15 protein-coding genes are annotated in these 16,562 nt (G+C 59.6%); 5 read left to right on the top strand and 10 right to left on the bottom strand.

The window, feature by feature from the left end:
• Positions 1-19: 19 nt before the first annotated feature.
• The 10 genes from rfbD to VGO04_RS28265 all read right to left on the bottom strand — a co-directional run bounded on the left by rfbD (position 20) and on the right by VGO04_RS28265 (position 10,253).
• Positions 20-904: a dTDP-4-dehydrorhamnose reductase gene (rfbD, locus tag VGO04_RS28310; protein ID WP_327499300.1), complete on the bottom strand. Its 885-nt coding sequence runs from the start codon at positions 902-904 to the stop codon at positions 20-22.
• Positions 901-1,956 (bottom strand): dTDP-glucose 4,6-dehydratase, encoded by a 1,056-nt coding sequence (gene rfbB / locus VGO04_RS28305; protein WP_327499299.1) that lies wholly within the window; start codon positions 1,954-1,956, stop codon positions 901-903. The genes rfbD and rfbB overlap by 4 nt, the downstream gene beginning before the upstream one ends.
• A gap of 18 nt (positions 1,957-1,974) precedes the next feature.
• A complete protein-coding gene (gene rfbC, locus VGO04_RS28300; RefSeq protein WP_327499298.1) occupies positions 1,975-2,547 on the bottom strand; it encodes a dTDP-4-dehydrorhamnose 3,5-epimerase in 573 nt (190 codons plus the stop codon).
• Positions 2,548-2,611: 64 nt separating this feature from the next.
• The gene (locus tag VGO04_RS28295) at positions 2,612-3,613 is read right to left on the bottom strand and encodes a hypothetical protein (protein WP_327499297.1); all 1,002 of its coding nucleotides are present in this window, start codon (positions 3,611-3,613) and stop codon (positions 2,612-2,614) included.
• A 92-nt stretch (positions 3,614-3,705) separates the two neighbouring features.
• A complete protein-coding gene (locus VGO04_RS28290) occupies positions 3,706-5,640 on the bottom strand; it encodes a glycosyltransferase family 2 protein (RefSeq protein WP_327499296.1) in 1,935 nt (644 codons plus the stop codon).
• A gap of 153 nt (positions 5,641-5,793) precedes the next feature.
• Positions 5,794-6,606 (bottom strand): sterol desaturase family protein, encoded by an 813-nt coding sequence (locus VGO04_RS28285; RefSeq protein ID WP_327499295.1) that lies wholly within the window; start codon positions 6,604-6,606, stop codon positions 5,794-5,796.
• Positions 6,607-6,688: 82 nt separating this feature from the next.
• Complete coding sequence (locus VGO04_RS28280; RefSeq protein WP_327499294.1) at positions 6,689-7,486, bottom strand: 3-methyl-2-oxobutanoate hydroxymethyltransferase; 798 nt, start codon at positions 7,484-7,486, stop codon at positions 6,689-6,691.
• A gap of 52 nt (positions 7,487-7,538) precedes the next feature.
• Complete coding sequence (locus VGO04_RS28275; protein ID WP_327499293.1) at positions 7,539-8,765, bottom strand: NAD(P)/FAD-dependent oxidoreductase; 1,227 nt, start codon at positions 8,763-8,765, stop codon at positions 7,539-7,541.
• Positions 8,766-8,813: 48 nt separating this feature from the next.
• Complete coding sequence (locus tag VGO04_RS28270) at positions 8,814-9,131, bottom strand: MocE family 2Fe-2S type ferredoxin (protein ID WP_327499292.1); 318 nt, start codon at positions 9,129-9,131, stop codon at positions 8,814-8,816.
• 30 nt (positions 9,132-9,161) lie between these two features.
• Positions 9,162-10,253: a fatty acid desaturase family protein gene (locus tag VGO04_RS28265; protein WP_327499291.1), complete on the bottom strand. Its 1,092-nt coding sequence runs from the start codon at positions 10,251-10,253 to the stop codon at positions 9,162-9,164.
• 159 nt (positions 10,254-10,412) lie between these two features.
• Between VGO04_RS28265 and VGO04_RS28260 the strand changes: the two genes are divergently transcribed.
• The 5 genes from VGO04_RS28260 (at position 10,413) to VGO04_RS28240 (ending at position 16,359) form a co-directional block, all read left to right on the top strand.
• Positions 10,413-11,444 (top strand): LacI family DNA-binding transcriptional regulator, encoded by a 1,032-nt coding sequence (locus VGO04_RS28260; RefSeq protein WP_327499290.1) that lies wholly within the window; start codon positions 10,413-10,415, stop codon positions 11,442-11,444.
• A 173-nt stretch (positions 11,445-11,617) separates the two neighbouring features.
• Entirely contained in the window at positions 11,618-12,430 is an 813-nt protein-coding gene (locus VGO04_RS28255) for a TIM barrel protein (RefSeq protein ID WP_327499289.1), read from the top strand.
• A gap of 233 nt (positions 12,431-12,663) precedes the next feature.
• Positions 12,664-13,593, top strand: coding sequence for a sugar ABC transporter substrate-binding protein (locus VGO04_RS28250; protein WP_327499288.1), 930 nt, complete (start codon positions 12,664-12,666; stop codon positions 13,591-13,593).
• A gap of 164 nt (positions 13,594-13,757) precedes the next feature.
• Entirely contained in the window at positions 13,758-15,299 is a 1,542-nt protein-coding gene (locus VGO04_RS28245) for a sugar ABC transporter ATP-binding protein (protein WP_327499287.1), read from the top strand.
• Positions 15,300-15,333: 34 nt separating this feature from the next.
• A complete protein-coding gene (locus VGO04_RS28240) occupies positions 15,334-16,359 on the top strand; it encodes an ABC transporter permease (protein WP_327499286.1) in 1,026 nt (341 codons plus the stop codon).
• Positions 16,360-16,562 lie beyond the last annotated feature (203 nt).

The following is a 16,562-nucleotide window of genomic DNA, read 5'->3' as shown; positions in this document are numbered from 1 at the left end:
ACGTACCTCTAATTTGGATTCAATCCTGCAAGAAGGCGAGCATTTCATGCAACGCCAGGCGCCAATGGCGAGGCTTCCAACCAAAATCCCGGCTCCACTTGTCCGTTGCAAGCAAGGAATTCTCTGGGCGCCGCGCGGGTGTTGGATATTCGCGCGTCTCGATCGCCTGCAGTGTCGGGATCTCATAGCGCGCGGCTTTCCGCCGCTCAAATATCTCGCGCGCCAACTCATACCAAGTTGCATCGCCAGCATTGACAAAATTGTAGGTTCCGACCGGTGAGCTCTTGTCCTCGATTAATCGGAGAGCGACTGTGGACAAAGCTTCCGCGATGTCGACAGCTGCGGTTGGGCAACCCCGCTGATCATCGACAATCCGAATTAGCGACCTTTCGTTGCCCAGTCGCAGCATCGTCTTAACGAAATTGGAACCGTGCGGACTAAAAACCCACGCCGTGCGAAGGATAATGTGACAGGGATTCGTTGTCCGAACCGCCTGCTCCCCCGCTTCCTTGGACGCACCGTAGACCCCGAGAGGGGCAACACGATCTTCTTCAGCGTAAGGTGCCCCCTTTGCTCCATCAAACACATAGTCGGTCGATACGTGAACGATGGGAATGCCGCACGCCTTAGTCGCAGCAGCGATTGCTGCAGGGGCCAAAGCGTTGATTTTCCAAGCGGCGAGTATCTCGTTTTCGGCTCGATCCACGGCAGTGTAGGCGCCTGAGTTAACGACGGCGGAAAAGTCTCCTTCCGAGATATATTGCTCAATTTCATCGCAATTACTCAGATCGAACTCACGCCGGCTTGGTGCGACGAGCTCAACATCGCTAGGCCATTGACGCTGGAGCAGTTCGGTCCCGACCTGCCCGGTGCCGCCTGTAATCAGAATGCGCCGCTGTTTCATACACCCAAACCTCGCCGTTGAGCAGCGTGGTTCCGCTCAACGATTTCCGACCACCAGTTTCGGTTGCTCAAGTACCACGCGACGGTCTTCTCAATACCGCTTTCGAAACTTTCGGCGGGCCTCCATCCGAGCTGGTTGCTTAACTTTGCCGCATCGATCGCATATCGTTGGTCGTGACCGGGGCGATCGGCAACGTAGGTAATCTGCCTCGCGTAAGTTTCGCCATCCGCACGCGGCTGCAGACGATCGAGAATCTGGCAGACGGTCTTCACCACGTCGATATTCCGTCGTTCGGAGTTTCCGCCAACATTATAAGTCTGACCAGCGATGCCATTCTCAAATACGCATTGGAGAGCACGCACATGGTCTTCCACATAAAGCCAATCACGAACATTCTTACCGTTGCCATAGACAGGAAGCGGCTCGCCTGCGACAGCCTTCACAATCATCAGCGGTATGAGTTTCTCAGGGAAATGATAGGGCCCATAGTTGTTCGAGCAATTGGTGATCAGGACCGGCAGGCCAAATGTGTGCCCCCAGGCGGAGACCAGGTGATCCGAGCCCGCCTTCGAAGCCGAATAGGGAGAACGGGGATCGTAGGGTGTCGTTTCAGTGAAGTAACCGATCTCGCCGAGCGAACCGAAAACCTCATCCGTCGAGATGTGATGGAAGCGGAAACTCAGCGCGCGATCTGCCGGAAGCTTGCGCCAGTAGTCTAAGGCCGCCGCCAACATTGTATAGGTGCCGACTACATTCGTATGTATGAAGGCGCTCGGGCCGTCGATCGACCTGTCAACATGCGATTCTGCCGCCAGGTGGGTAATCACATCGGGCTGAAAATCAGCGATAGCCGCGGCCACAGCGCCTTCGTCACAGACGTCGCCTTGCTTGAAACGGTATTTCGGTGAAGCGGCGATAGAAACCAGAGAAGTTAACGTCCCTGCATAAGTCAATTTGTCGAAGTTCAACACTTCATGGGCCGTGTTGTTGATAAGGTGCCGAACCAGCGCTGAGCCAATAAAACCGGCGCCACCGGTAACGAGAATTCGCATGGCTATTCCTTCCGAAATCTACACTTCGACCAGTTCGAGCGGCACCCCGTCGTAGACGAACGGGCTATCAAAATCACCGAGGAGCGGCTGACGCCCATCCTTGGGGCTCAAGATGGGCTCGGTCCCGCCTGGAAGAGGCCACTTGATCCCGATCTGCGGATCATTCCAGAGGATGCCGCCATCATTCTCTGGTGAGTAAAAATTGGACACCTTATAGGTCACTTCAGTCGAGGGTTCGAGCGTCACGAAGCCATGAGCAAAGCCGCTGGGGACATAAAGTTGGTGACCGTTCTCCGCCGATAATTCAGCGCCCACCCACTGCCCGAAACTCGGCGAACCATAGCGAATGTCGACAGCGACATCGAAGATCTTTCCACGAATACAGCGAACAAGCTTGGCTTGCTCGTAAGGCGCGGTCTGGAAATGCAACCCCCTCAACGTTCCCGCAGGAACAGAAAGCGAATGATTGTCCTGAACGAACCGGTCACTGATGCCGTATGCGGTGAAGGTTTTCTCATTGTAAACTTCCGAGAACCAACCACGGTCGTCCCCAAATCGTTTGGGTCGAAGCAACAATACCTGTGACGTCATTCCGAAAAGATCCGCTGTTCCATTGTTCGGAGCCACGCTCAACCCGGATGGTTGACGCGGTTTCTTATCGGGCCCTAAGAGCCTCAAATCCCGTACCGGCTGCCAGCGTCATTTGCAAGACCGCCATACGGGTTGCAATTGCAGCATTGTCACGCCCTTCCAGATCATCGACGAGTTGAAAGATAACTTGGCGCCAACTGGTTGGGTCATAGGCGGGCCGCAGTTCGGCACCACTGGAAGCGTGGCCATACGCTGCGCCCGCAGAAAAAACCCCCGCAGCCCGGTATCTAGCCACATCGATGCGTTTTGTCGGTGCACGACTGTCATTTACGTGAGACGGCGCCAACGGAACCAGCATGATGTCGACTCTCCCTGCGTTCGCGTCAGCTAAGTAATCCGTCCACGGCATCGGTTCCCGAATCTGCACACGCTCAAGGTCTTGCCAGATTGCTCTCGCACGTCGATCAGCGAACACCTCAAATCGAACTTGCGGGCGTTCACGCAAAACCTCCGCAATAATCGGCCGGAGGAATCTATGCTCTTCCAGATGAACGCCTGTAGCGTGATAGCCGATTAGAACGTCGTCGTTCATCCGACCACGCGCGTCAGCATTTTCCTGTCGGCTTGCCCAAAGCGCCTTCGGCGGAGCCGGCGGCAACACCACCGCCTTTGCCGCAGCTAACCGAGATGCAAGGTGCGCTGTCGAAGCCCAGACGATATCCAAATGCCGGCTTAGGCGGCGAAGTGGCCAAAGGGCGCGATACCAAAGGAACAGGCGATAGAAGAAATCTGCGTCCCTGCCCGTCACGACCGCGGGGATGTCGTCGTCTAGTAACATTCCCACGCCCGAGAGGTGCTCTGCATTGCTTTCGATCCAGCGCAAGACCGAGGGAGAAGCATAGCGGCACAGGATAACGAAGGCTCCATCCGCATCCACAGCCGGCCTTTCGCGGCCGCGAATATCGGCCACCTCATAAGGCGGCATATCGGGCGCCTCAAGGCGGGCTGCGAGGTAGTAGTCGAAGGTCGGATTCGGTATGCGACCGAAAACGACGATCCGCTTCACGGGTCGACGCGGAAGACCGTTGGCGCCCATCCGAAGCCGCGGCTGGGGTAACCGCCGTTCAATCCAACGAGCTACCCTTTCGCGCACGCTCGTCAAACGCTCGACCTCGGCGCCAGGCTTCTCGGGTGTGCCTCAAGAACGAATTCTTCAGCGATCAATGAAAGGTTCGGGTTGTAGTACGGATCGGCTTTCAAGATATCGCTCCAGCGCTGATGCATGGCTCGTTCTTCCCGCGCGAAGCGCTGAAGCTTCTCAGGTGTATCGTCGGCGCCACGCGATACGCTCTCTCTATGCAACATCGCCGCCTCCGGCGTCCAGACAATACGCAGGCCCGCTTCCCGCACTTTCAAGCAATAATCCACATCGTTGAAGGCGACAGTAAGTTCTCGCTCATCCATTCCGCCAAGGCGATGCCACAGCCCTTTGCGGGTCAGAAGGCACGCCGCGGTAACCGCCGACATATCTCGACGTTGACCGAGAAGTCCCCTGTCACCGCCGTCCTTCATGCCGAGAAAATGAAAACTGTGCCGCGCAACGGTCCCTGCCCCGAGCGTCACGCCGCCATGCTGTACGAAGCCATCGGGAAACAACAGCAAATTGCCGGCGGCGCCAACCGTCGGATCATCAAGCTCGCCCGCGAGAAACTCGAGCCAGTGACGGCCCATGGGCTCCACGTCATTGTTCAACAGGAGAACGAGTTCGTGCCGTGCTGCACTGACGCCGATGTTGCACGCCCGGGAAAAGTTGAAGGCTCCGGGAAGGGCTATCCGGCGAATGAGACCGGACTGCTCGTACCTTGAAAACAGGTCTAAAGTGGCAGGCTCAGTGCTTTCATTATCGATGACGATAACATCGAGGTCGGCCGGGGCCGAACGTTCAAACAACCCCTTAAGACAAGCTTCGAGCAGGTCGGCCCGGTCGCGCGTCGGGATGATGACGCTAACGGCGGGGTGCGTACGCCGTGGCTGAACAGTGCGAAGAATTGTATCCAGCCGGTGGCATCGTGGCGCGCGATGCAACAGGACTCTTGGCAGGTGCAATATCCCCGCCACACCGGCTTGCGCTACTGCAACGGCGATTTCCGCAGACGAGGTCGTCTCAACGGAAATGCCCTTCGGTATGGACTTCAAGCGAAACATCGCCCCGTCAAGTGGGAGCCATCCGGAGCGAACAAGCGGCTCATTCCAGGCTGGTTTGAAGAACGGGTCTGCCCGCCGGCCTCGTTCGTCGATGAGGTCTTCGTCGCAATAAACGATTGCCACATCCGCTGAAGTCGCAAAGGGCTTTGCCAACCATCCCAAAGCTTTCGGCGCGAGCCGCATCCCCGCCGGAACGCGGAGCCACAAGAGATCCTCGAGATCCTCGCCTCGCTCCAGCATTTGCGCCACGTCCGTTGCCGGCATCTCGCGAAACGCGCGCCAAGTCTGCGCTGCAAGCGACGTCCTGGTTTCTGCGAGCGCGGCCGGGTCGTTGCCTTCGATAGAAACAAGGATCCGTGGCCTTTGCGGCCACGCTAGAGCGTCGTCTTCGACCTCGCGCTTCTCCGCCAGCGCCTGGGCTTCGAGCCAGCCTCTGTAGTCCGGGGCGGAAAGCGCATCACATTGCCGAACGAAGCGAAATTCCGCGCCCTTTCTATTGCCCGCGAGGAACAGCCTTATGATCTGCAAAAAAGCCAGCGTCCGCCGGCATGCAATGAGCACTGCTGCTTCAAGAAGCGTCATGCGCCGCATCGTGATCTGAGGATCTACGTTTGCAGAGTTGTTCGCGGTGGCATCGTCGGCAATAAGCGAGATTGCGGTCAGTTGCACCGGCGTCCATCCGTAGAAACGCCCGCGGCCCCGCCCGTCGATGAGGAACGAGCGAAAGACGGTATCGGGAGTGCGGTCACGACGCTTAAGGACAAGCTGCGGCCGACGACCAAGGCGACGCTCCGGATCGTCCACCAATAGAGTGATCGGCCGGTCGGCATAATGCGCCGGGTCATGCTTCATCGCGACGCCGATTTCATCCTGAGGAAGATCGACCATCTGCTCCAATCCGCCAACCGTTGGTGGCCGGTTCATTGCTCAGCCGAACCATTGCTGTCGCAGGCGGCGAACGCAGACGATATGAACGGCAAATGGGCTAAGCCGCGCAGCAAGTGCCCTTGGAAACGCTTGGTCGAAAACAAGCTCGCCGCCTCAGTCGACCGTTGGGCTCTCGGCCACGCCGTTGACACCGGCCACCTTTCGCAGGTTCAGCGCCGGCGCCTCGCCCTCAAACGCTTCTACCCGCCGATCGTAATTCGGCGCGACGGTCCCCATCACCCGGTCCCAGAAGGAGAAATAGTTCGCGTAGTTGTACTTGAATTCGGCGTGGTGCTGGTCGTGATAGGTCGTGCAGAGCATCGGCGAAGGGTAGCGTGCGGTGCGTGAGGCAAAATACTCGAAGCCGGCGTGGCCGAAGGTGCCATTGATCTGGTCGAACAAACGGTGCGCCAGGAGAATGATCGGCGGGAACGGCACGAGGAAGGTGATGACGGCGTAGTAGCCCTGGCACATCGCCGTATCGACGAGGCCGATCGAATCGTTGCTCCAGGCCGTCGGCGCGACGCTGCGGTGGTGGAGTACGTGGTATTTGTAGAAAAGCTTGGTGTGCAGCAGGCGATGCGCGAAATAGAACCACGCGTCAAAGAGCACCATGCAGAAGACGAACAGCGGCACGGCCGTCCACCAGCTGAAGTCCCAAGGCGAGAACAAGGTCCAGCCCTTGTACTGGACAAAAAGGCCGATCGCGACCGACGTGCAGGTAACGAGGATCGACGCCATGCTCTGGCGGATCTCGATTGCCTTGCGCTTCTCGCCGCGCCTTCCCTTCTGGATGCGACGCTCAGGGTTGCGGTCGTTGAGCCAGGTGATGCCGTAACCCAGGATGAAATACAGCAATACGGTCGCGGCATAGATCGCGGCAAGCAGACCGAAAAAGGTGAGACTGTCCTGAACGAGGGCGCTCAAATCATAATCCGTCACGGAATGAGAAGCTGAATTGCCGCGTGGACTATATCAACCGCCCTCCCTCGCGCAAGTCATTCGATCCTCAAGCGCGCTCCAGTTCTGTCAGAAAAGCGCGAAGTTCCGCCTTATCGATGCCGACGAGATGCCCTTCTTCCGGATAGGCCCCAGATCGCACGTCCTCGGCAAATTCTGAAAACGCCGCGACCCGTTCGCGCTGGAGACGGTCCTGTTCGGCGGCAAAATTCCGATAGGTCTTGGCGTGGCGCGGCACGTGGCCGCGATTGCTGCCGAGCACATCGGAAGCGAAGAGGTATTGCGCATCACAGCCGGTGCCCGCCCCCATTGACAGCATCAACATCGACGTGCGGGCGCTGATCGCGCCGGCAACGTCGCCGGGCACGACCTCGATTTCGGCAGCAAAGGCGCCGGCTTCCTCGAGCGCCTTCACCTGTCGCCAGATTTCAAGCGCGCTTTGGGCCGTCTTGCCGACGGCCCTGAAGCCTCCGGTCCAGGTCGCCTTCGAGGGAATGAGGCCGACATGTCCGCAGACGGGAATGCCCTCCTCGCGCATGCGCCGGACCGTGGACAATCCGGCAGCGCAATAGACCGCATCGCCGCCTGATTTCAGCGCCTTGAAGGCGGCGCGCATGTATTCCTCCGCAGTCACGTAATCGCCGTATTCAAGACCGGGAAAGGCGAAACAGGTTGGCGCCACCTCGCGAAATTCCGGGCTCAGAAGAGCCGGCGGCACGGAAACGAGATCGATGCCGGCGGCCTCCGCCGCCTCGGCTTCCTCGAGCGTTTCGACGCGCAGCATGGTGAGCTGGCGTTTGCCTTTGATCGACAACAGGTCAGCAACGGTCGGGCGGCGGCTTTTCATGGGAGACCTCCGAGGTCATGGAACGAAGCAAGATGTGAGGTGCGGCGCGCCTTCAAGCGGCCAGCAAAGTCTTGAGTTTGGTTTCAGCTGAGCCGAGCGCCTGCGGATCCGGCCGCTTTCCGGCCGCGATCAACATCTCGGCGAGGCGTATGTCGCGTGCAACAGCGTTGCCGGAACCAATCCCGGAAGCCGAAAGCAGACGGCCGGTGTCGTCGAGGTGGAACAAAATGAAGGCCCCCTCGACGAGATCGCGCCGTACGGTCGTCGCAGCGCCGTCGGAGAGACCTGCAATCTGCAATGTCAGATCATACTGGTCGGACCAGAACCACGGCACACTCGCTATTGCCTCGCTGGCGCCGAGCAAATTACCCGCAACAAGCACTCCTTGATCCTGCGCGTTTCGCCACGCCTCAAGCCGTACCCGGCGGCCGTCATAGTGACTAAGCGGGAAGGAGCAGCAATCCCCGGCGGCGTAAATATCAGGGTCGCTCGTCCTGAGCGTGGCGTCGACGGCAATCCCATTTTCAATCGAAAGACCGGCAGATTCGGCAAGCCCGGTGTTCGGGACCGCACCGATGCCGACCACCACGAGATCGGCATCGATTGCCTCGCCGCCGGCGAGCAGAATGCGGGCGGCGCGGTCGTCCGCATCGATTCGCTCGATCTTGGTGCCGCAACGGATCTCGACCCCCTCAGCGCGGTGCCTCTCGGCCACGACGGCCGCAATATCCTCCGGCACGCCGCGCGACAGAATGCGGGGAAGGCCCTCGAGCAGGACCACACCTGCGCCGAGGCCGCGTGCCGTAGCCGCAAGCTCCAGACCAATGAAGCCGCCGCCGATAATCGCAAGCGTCCGGCCCGGCAAAAGTTCGCGTCGAATTTCCTCGGCATCGGCATGCGTTCTGAGTGTGCGGATGCGCCGCGACGCGTCGTCGGCTCCAGGGATCGTTCGCGCCCGCGCACCGGTCGTCAGCAGCAGTCGGTCGTAAGCGATGCGGCCGCCATCGAGGAGTTCTAAGAGCTTGGCGTCGCGATCGATCGCCATCACGGGAGAATCGATCAGCACCTCGATCCCGGCCGTCCTGTAGCGCTCGGCATCGGCGACATATTTCGGTGGCATCTCGTGTTTGAGGCCGTCTTTCGAGAGCGGCGGACGCTCATAGGGAAGATGAGGTTCCGCGCCGATCAAGGTGATCTTGCCGTCGTAACCTTTTTCCCTGAGCGCAAAGGCGGCTCTTGCGCCGCATTCGCCGGCGCCGACAATGACGATGCTCCCCATCTCAACCTCCCTGCCCGCTCGGCGGGCCAAAACACGATGATGACGTCGTCAGCTGAGCGAGATGAACACGCTTCCCGCCTCGACTTTCACCGGATAGGTCTTCAGGTTGACACAGACCGGTGCGCCCTTGGCCTGGCCTGTCTTGTAATTGAAGCGACCGTTGTGCTTCGGACATTCGATGATGTCGTCCATGACCAGCCCGTCGGCGAGATGGATGTGCTCGTGGGTGCAGAGCCCGTCGGTCGCGAAATATGCGTCGTCGGGGCTGCGATAGACCGCGAAAGTGCGCCCTTCGTGGTCGAAGCGGATGACGTCTTCCTCGTCGATATCGTCAGCCGCGCAGACTTCGATCCAATTTCCGCTCATGATTTCCTCCCGTTTGCTCCAGGTCTTTGTCTATTCGGCAGCGTGCACGATCGCGTCGCTGTGAAACTCTTCCCGATAAGGCTTGGCCGTCGCCGGCAAATCGCGCTTCAGGAAGTAGTCCTCGTTGCGCAACTGCCGCAGGAAGGCCGGGATCATCTCGCGATAACCGTGCAGCATCGACGGGCTCGGCGCCGGTAGGTCGTGCTTGATCATGGCGTGCAGCTTCGGCAGCGCGTGGTAGGGCACCATTGGGAACATGTGGTGCTCCACATGAAAATTCATGTTCCAGTAGACGAAGCGGCTCACCGGGTTCATGTAGACGGTGCGGCTGTTCAGCCGATGGTCGGTGACGTTGTCCGCCAATCCGCCGTGCTGAAGCAGGCCGGTCAGCACGTGATGCCAGGCGCCATAAAGCCGCGGCAGGCCGATCAGCATCAGCGGCAGGATAGAGCCCAGGTAGAAGCAGGCTGCAATCGTTGCGGCATAGATTGCAAACCAGATGCGTGCGACGAGGATTGCTTTCGGCTGCTCCATCTCAGGGATGAAGGTCGCTTCCTCGGCGCTGATGATGCCGAACGTGTTGCGCACCATGTCGACGATCGCGTGCCAGACGTCGAGGATGCCGAAGAAATTCAGAACCAGACGCAGAAGATCCGGTGGCCGCATGACGGCAATTTCCGGGTCGCGGCCGACGATGACCGTGTCGGTATGGTGGCGGGTGTGGCTCCAGCGCCAGGTGACGGGATTGCGCATGATCATGAAGCAGGCGATCTGATAGACCGCATCGTTCATCCACATCGTCTTGAACGCCGTCCCGTGACCGCATTCGTGCCAGCGACTGTCGGAGGCCGAGCCGTAGAGAACACCATAGGCAAGGAAGAAGGGAACCGCCCACCAGGTGCCCCAGAAGTAGATGCCGAGCCCGCCGAAAAGCACGAGACAGCCGAGCCAGATCGCAGTGTCACGGATCGCCGGCCCGTCCTCGCGCTTCATCAGCTCTTTCATCTGCTTGCGCGGAATGTCGGTGTGATACCACTCGGCGGCCGACAGCCCGTTGGCAACGGCTGCCTGCGCATCTCGGCCGAGCAGACTGTAGTCCCGCTTGGTCGGCATCGTCGTCATCTGCATCCCTCCCTGCAATCCGGTGTGACCGGCAGCATTTCGTGTCGTGCAATGACGATAGGTTGACTTTTGCAAGGGCTCAATGCAGCAATGATATAATCTCTCAAATGATGTCATATCTTGCATTTATACTCTGATGAAAAGCTATCAGGAGGCGCCATGAGCAACCGACCGACCATCGCTGATCTCGCCCAGGCCGCCGGCGTCAGCGTCGCGACGGTCGATCGCGTGCTGAATGGCCGCCACCCCGTGCGCGAGGAAACGGCGCGACGCGTCTATGAAGCCGCCAAGGCGATCGGCTATCACGCCGTTGGCCTCATCCGGCAGCGTGTGTTCGAGGACCTGCCGCAATACAGGCTCGGCTTCGTCCTACAGAAGCCGGAGCAATCCTTCTATCAGGCCGTTGCGCGGGAGATCGAGAGCGCCGCCGCGTCGCTCTCGCATGCGCGGGTCTCAGCCCAGATCGACTTTGTTGCCAGCTCGACACCTGGCGCCATCACCGAAAAGCTGCAGGCGGCCGCGGCCCGCAATCAGGCGATCGCGCTCGTCGCGCCCGACTTCCCCGCAGTGACAACGGCGATCGAGGACCTCAAGGCGCGCGGCATCCCCGTCTTCTCCTTGCTGTCCGATTTTGGAGCCGGCGTGCGCGAAGGTTACATCGGCCTTAACAATCACAGGGTTGGACGCACAGCCGCCTGGATGATCGCAAAGGCGGCGAAACGCCCTGGCAAAGTCGCAGCCTTTGTTGGCAGCCACCGTTTCCTCGGTCACGAATTGCGTGAGATCGGCTTCCGCTCCTACTTCCGCGAACATGCACCGGATTTCGAGGTGCTCGATACCATGGTCAATCTCGACACGGCCGAGATTACCCACGAGGCGACGTTGAACCTTCTGCAACGTCATCCGGACCTGATCGGCTTTTACGTCTGCGGCGGCGGCATGGAAGGCGCGATCTCGGCGATCCGCGAGGAGAAGCTCGCGGGAAAACTGATCGGTGTCGTCAACGAACTGACACCGGAATCGCGCGCCGCCCTCTCGGATAACATCGTTACGCTGGCCATCGCCACGCCGACGGCCGTGCTTGCACGGGAAACGATCAATCTGATGATCCAGGCGATCAGCAAGGGGCCCACCGGCGCGCCAGGACAAACCTTCCTGCCTTTTGATCTTTTCACACCCGAAAACATCTAGCTCTCTGCGAGATTTATTTCATCCACACGCGAACATCTTGCAGAAATGCAAGCCGTTTGAGCGTTGCACGCTTTGGCGGCCGTCCACCCGTTGGCGATTTGCTCAAGTCTCTATAAATGGAACGAACGTTCTATTTTGAACAAGAAGCCAATCCCACTGGAGGAGATGTTCCCGTGACCGCACTGCCCTTCGCTCTCAACCACATGACAACGCCTGCCCTTCCGCTTCCCGCCTTTTTCGCGCTTGCACGATCCCTCGGCATATCCTCCGTCGAGATCCGCAACGACCTTTCCGGAAATGCAATCCTCGATGGGACCCCGGCCAAGGATGTGGCCGCGCTCGCCGAGCGCCATGGCATCACAATCATCTCGATCAACGCCCTGCAGCGCTTCAACGAATGGAACGCGGCACGAAAGGCAGAAGCTGAGGACCTTATCGCCTATGCCCGTGACTGCGGCGCCAAGGCTCTGGTTCTCGTTCCCGTCAACGATGGCTCCGGCCAGGCGGATGGAGTGCGGCAGGCAAACCTTCGTGAGGCCCTTTCCGCGCTCAAGCCGATGCTCGAAGAGGCTGGAGTCATCGGGCTTGTCGAACCGTTGGGCTTCGAGATCTGCTCGCTTCGCTCTAAGAGCGAGGCCGTTGAGGCAATCGTCGCGGTCGGCGGCGAAAAGACCTTCCGCCTCGTGCACGATACGTTCCACCACCATCTCGCCGGCGAGCCCGCAACGTTTCCTGAGATGACCGGCCTCGTCCATATTTCGGGCGTCACCGATGAGCGCGTTTCAGTGCCGGATCTGCGCGACTCACACCGCGTCCTCGTCGATGCGGGCGATCTTCTCGACAATGTCGGCCAGATCAGTGTCCTGCGCCACAACGGCTATAACGGCCCCCTTTCCTTTGAACCTTTCGCCGCTGAAGTGCATGATTTTGCCGATCCGGCTGCAGCCGTGCGACAGAGCATGGACTACATCCAGTCGCATATCTGACGGCTGCCGGGCATCGCCCGGAAAGCGAAGACGTGCGCCGTAACGGCACTTGACGGCGCACGCATAAAATGGAATACATATTCCGTACTTAGAAATTACTGGTTCGTTTATTCCGTTTTAAATCGAAGGCGCAGCGGGAGTGCCGCCTTTGAGGTGAACGAGCGCAACCCGGCAAGGATTGCGCTTCCGGCAGGAGAAGGTGTCGCCGGGCACCAATGTGGAGGAGAAAGACAATGAAGAAATTCGTGCTGGGCACGGCGCTCGCCGTGATGATGTCGACGGCAGCGCACGCCGAAACGATCGGCGTATCCATGGCCCTTTTCGACGACAACTTCCTGACCGTCTTGCGCAACGGCATGTCCGACTACGCCAAGACGCTCGACGGTGTCGAACTGCAGATCGAAGACGCGCAAAACGACGTTTCCAAGCAGCAGAGCCAGATCCAGAACTTCATCGCTGCAGGCGTCACTGCAATCATCGTCAACCCGGTTGATACCGATGCGACGGCTGCCATGTCGAAGATCGCGGCCGACGCCGGCATTCCGCTCGTCTACGTCAACCGCGAGCCTGTTAACGTCGACACGCTGCCGGAAAAGCAGGCCTTCGTCGCCTCGAACGAACAGGAATCCGGCACGCTGCAGACGCAGGAAATCTGCAAGATGCTGGGCGGTAAGGGCAAGGCCGTCGTCATGATGGGCGAACTGTCCAACCAGGCCGCACGCATGCGCACCAAGGATATCCACGACGTGCTCGGAACCGAAGCCTGCAAGGGCATCGAGATCGTCGAAGAGCAGACGGCCAACTGGTCCCGCACGCAAGGTTCGGACCTTTTGACGAACTGGCTGTCGGCCGGCGTTGAATTCGACGCTGTCATTTCGAACAACGACGAAATGGCCATCGGCGCGATCCAGGCTCTCAAGGCGGCCGGCCGCTCGATGGACTCGGTCGTTATCGGCGGCATCGACGCGACGCAGGATGCGCTGGCCGCAATGGCCGCGGGCGATCTCGACGTAACCGTGTTCCAGAATGCCGCCGGCCAGGGCAAGGGCTCCGTCGATGCAGCGCTCAAGCTCGCCAAGGGCGAACCGGTCGACAAGAAGGTCTACATCCCCTTCGAGCTCGTGACCAAGGACAACCTCGACAAATATCAGGCTAAGAACTGATCGTCTCAGTCGAGAGCGCGGGACGTCCCGCGCTCTCGAACAAATGCAGGTCCGGCCGCAAATGCCTGCGTCCAAAGGATGCCGCTTGCGGTAAAATAGGCTGGTCACCCGCCAGCGATGAGGACTTTCCGCGACAGCCGGAAACGACGGGGGAGGCAAGGAACATGACGCTCAGTCCGACAACGATGGCAGCCGTGCGCGCCAGCGGCGCCGTACCCAAGGCCGAATATCTTCTTTCTGCGGAAGGCATCCGCAAGGAATTCCCAGGTGTCGTCGCGCTCGACGACGTCGAGTTCAAGCTGAAGCGCGGCACAGTGCATGCGCTGATGGGCGAAAACGGCGCCGGCAAGTCGACGCTGATGAAAATCCTCGCCGGCATCTATACGCCAGACAAGGGCGACGTGAAGCTGAAGGGCGTCGAGATCCGGCTGAAGTCGCCGCTCGATGCGCTCGAAAACGGCATCGCCATGATCCATCAGGAATTGAACCTGATGCCGTTCATGACGGTAGCCGAAAACATCTGGATTCGCCGCGAACCGAAGAACCGCTTCGGCTTCGTCGATCACGGCGAGATGAACCGCATCACCGCCCGCCTGTTTGATCGCCTGAAAATCAAGATCGACCCGGAGATCGAGGTTCGCCATCTCTCCGTCGCCAACCGCCAGATGGTCGAAATCGCCAAGGCTGTTTCCTACGAATCCGACGTGCTCATCATGGACGAGCCGACCTCGGCGCTGACGGAGCGTGAGGTCGCCCATCTGTTCGAGATTATCCGCGACCTGCGCGAACAGGGCATCGGCATCGTCTACATCACCCACAAGATGAACGAGCTGTTTGAGATCGCCGACGAATTCTCGGTCTTCCGTGACGGCAAGTTCATCGGCACGCATGCCTCGAGCGACGTCACCCGTGATGACATCATCCGCATGATGGTCGGTCGTGAGATCACCCAGATGTTCCCGAAAGAAGAGGTTCCGATCGGCGATGTCGTTCTTTCGGTCAAGAACCTGGCGCTTGACGGCGTCTTCCGCGACGTCTCTTTCGATGTGCGGGCCGGCGAAATCCTCGGTATTGCCGGTCTTGTCGGCTCAGGCCGCTCGAACGTCGCTGAAACGCTCTTTGGCGTAACGCCTGCAAGCTCCGGCACGATTTCGATCGACGGCAAGGCCCTTTCTGTCAACAGTCCGAACACAGCCATCAAGAACCGCATGGCGTTCTTGACGGAAGACCGCAAGGACACCGGCTGTCTCCTGATCCTCGACATCCTTGAGAACATGCAGATCGCCGTACTTCAGGATCGTTTCGTCAAGGGCGGCTTCGTCACAGAGAAACAGATCTCGGCTGCCTGCGAAGAGATGAGCCGTAAGCTGCGCGTCAAGACGCCGAACCTGCAGGAGCGCATCGAGAATCTGTCCGGTGGCAACCAGCAGAAGGTGCTGATCGGCCGCTGGCTTCTCACCAATCCGCGCATCCTGATCCTCGACGAACCGACACGCGGCATCGATGTCGGCGCCAAGGCGGAAATCCACCGCCTCGTCACCGAACTCGCGCGCAACGGCGTCGCGGTCATCATGATTTCTTCGGAAATGCCCGAAGTGCTCGGCATGAGCGATCGGATCATGGTCATGCATGAAGGCCGCGTCACCGGCTTCCTCGACAGAGCGGAAGCCACCCAGATCAAGGTCATGGAGCTCGCTGCGAGCTGAGCGGACAACGACCCTAAAAAGGGAGGAACGAAAAATGGATACCAATGTCGCCGCACAGGGCACGAGCACACCGCTTTCCGGCGCAAAACGACGCCTGCCCCCAGAGTTCAACATTTTCCTGGTGCTGATCGGTATTGCGCTGGTTTACGAAGTTCTCGGTTGGATCTTCGTCGGCCAAAGCTTCCTGATGAACCCTCAGCGCCTGACGATCATGATCCTGCAGGTTTCGGTGATCGGCATCATCGCCGTCGGCGTCACCCAGGTCATCATAACAGGCGGCATCGACCTCTCGTCGGGTTCGGTCGTCGGCATGACCGCGATGATCTCGGCAAGCGTCGCCCAGGCGTCCACCTGGCCCCGCGCGCTCTATCCGTCCTTGACCGACATGCCGGCGATCGTCCCGATCGGCCTTGGCATCGGCATCGGCCTGCTCGCAGGCTTCATCAACGGCCAGCTGATCGCCCGCACCAAGATCCCGCCCTTCATCGCCACGCTCGGCATGATGGTGTCGGCCCGCGGCATCTCCAAGTGGTACACCAAGGGACAGCCGGTCTCGGGCCTCACCGAGCAGTTCAATTTCATTGGCACCGGCATCTGGCCCGTCATCGTTTTCCTCGTCGTCGCGATCATCTTCCACATCGCGCTGCGCTACACCCGCTACGGCAAGTTCACCTATGCGATCGGTGCCAACGTCCAGGCCGCCCGCGTCTCCGGCATCAACGTCGAAGCGCATCTGATCAAGGTCTATGCCATCGCCGGTATGCTGGCGGGCCTCGCCGGCGTCGTCACGGCTGCCCGCGCTCAGACCGCACAGGCCGGCATGGGCGTGATGTACGAACTGGACGCGATTGCAGCGACCGTTATCGGCGGCACCTCGTTGACCGGCGGCGTCGGGCGGATCACCGGCACGGTCATCGGCACGATCATCCTCGGTGTCATGACCTCAGGCTTCACCTTCCTTCGGGTCGACGCCTACTACCAGGAAATCGTCAAGGGCCTGATCATCGTCGCCGCCGTCGTTATCGACGTCTATCGACAGAAAAACCGCAAGAAGGCTTGATCCTCAAAAGAATAACTCTCCTCCCAGTGAAGCCAACTGGCCGGGATGATGAAAATCATCCCGGCATTTTGTTTTTCTGGCGCACAGTCAAATTGCTCTTTCCACATATGCTTGACACGCAGGGCTGCCCCTGCGCCCGCGCTCTGGCTATATTCGCGGCGATGCACTATATGGCAGGCGTTCAAAACTATCGGAGACTTATC

Source organism: Ensifer sp. (genome assembly GCF_035999185.1).
Lineage (GTDB): Bacteria > Pseudomonadota > Alphaproteobacteria > Rhizobiales > Rhizobiaceae > Ensifer.
This window is presented reverse-complemented; position numbering and strand designations above follow the sequence as displayed.

What these genes read in the sequence shown, in the direction of transcription:
- rfbD (WP_327499300.1), bottom strand. Translation starts at nt 904, where the DNA reads ATGAAACAGCGGCGCATTCTGATTACAGGCGGCACCGGGCAGGTCGGG.
- rfbB (WP_327499299.1), bottom strand. Translation starts at nt 1,956, where the DNA reads ATGCGAATTCTCGTTACCGGTGGCGCCGGTTTTATTGGCTCAGCGCTG.
- rfbC (WP_327499298.1), bottom strand. Translation starts at nt 2,547, where the DNA reads ATGACGTCACAGGTATTGTTGCTTCGACCCAAACGATTTGGGGACGAC.
- VGO04_RS28290 (WP_327499296.1), bottom strand. Translation starts at nt 5,640, where the DNA reads ATGGTCGATCTTCCTCAGGATGAAATCGGCGTCGCGATGAAGCATGAC.
- VGO04_RS28280 (WP_327499294.1), bottom strand. Translation starts at nt 7,486, where the DNA reads ATGAAAAGCCGCCGCCCGACCGTTGCTGACCTGTTGTCGATCAAAGGC.
- VGO04_RS28275 (WP_327499293.1), bottom strand. Translation starts at nt 8,765, where the DNA reads ATGGGGAGCATCGTCATTGTCGGCGCCGGCGAATGCGGCGCAAGAGCC.
- VGO04_RS28270 (WP_327499292.1), bottom strand. Translation starts at nt 9,131, where the DNA reads ATGAGCGGAAATTGGATCGAAGTCTGCGCGGCTGACGATATCGACGAG.
- VGO04_RS28265 (WP_327499291.1), bottom strand. Translation starts at nt 10,253, where the DNA reads ATGACGACGATGCCGACCAAGCGGGACTACAGTCTGCTCGGCCGAGAT.
- VGO04_RS28260 (WP_327499290.1), top strand. Translation starts at nt 10,413, where the DNA reads ATGAGCAACCGACCGACCATCGCTGATCTCGCCCAGGCCGCCGGCGTC.
- VGO04_RS28250 (WP_327499288.1), top strand. Translation starts at nt 12,664, where the DNA reads ATGAAGAAATTCGTGCTGGGCACGGCGCTCGCCGTGATGATGTCGACG.
- VGO04_RS28245 (WP_327499287.1), top strand. Translation starts at nt 13,758, where the DNA reads ATGACGCTCAGTCCGACAACGATGGCAGCCGTGCGCGCCAGCGGCGCC.
- VGO04_RS28240 (WP_327499286.1), top strand. Translation starts at nt 15,334, where the DNA reads ATGGATACCAATGTCGCCGCACAGGGCACGAGCACACCGCTTTCCGGC.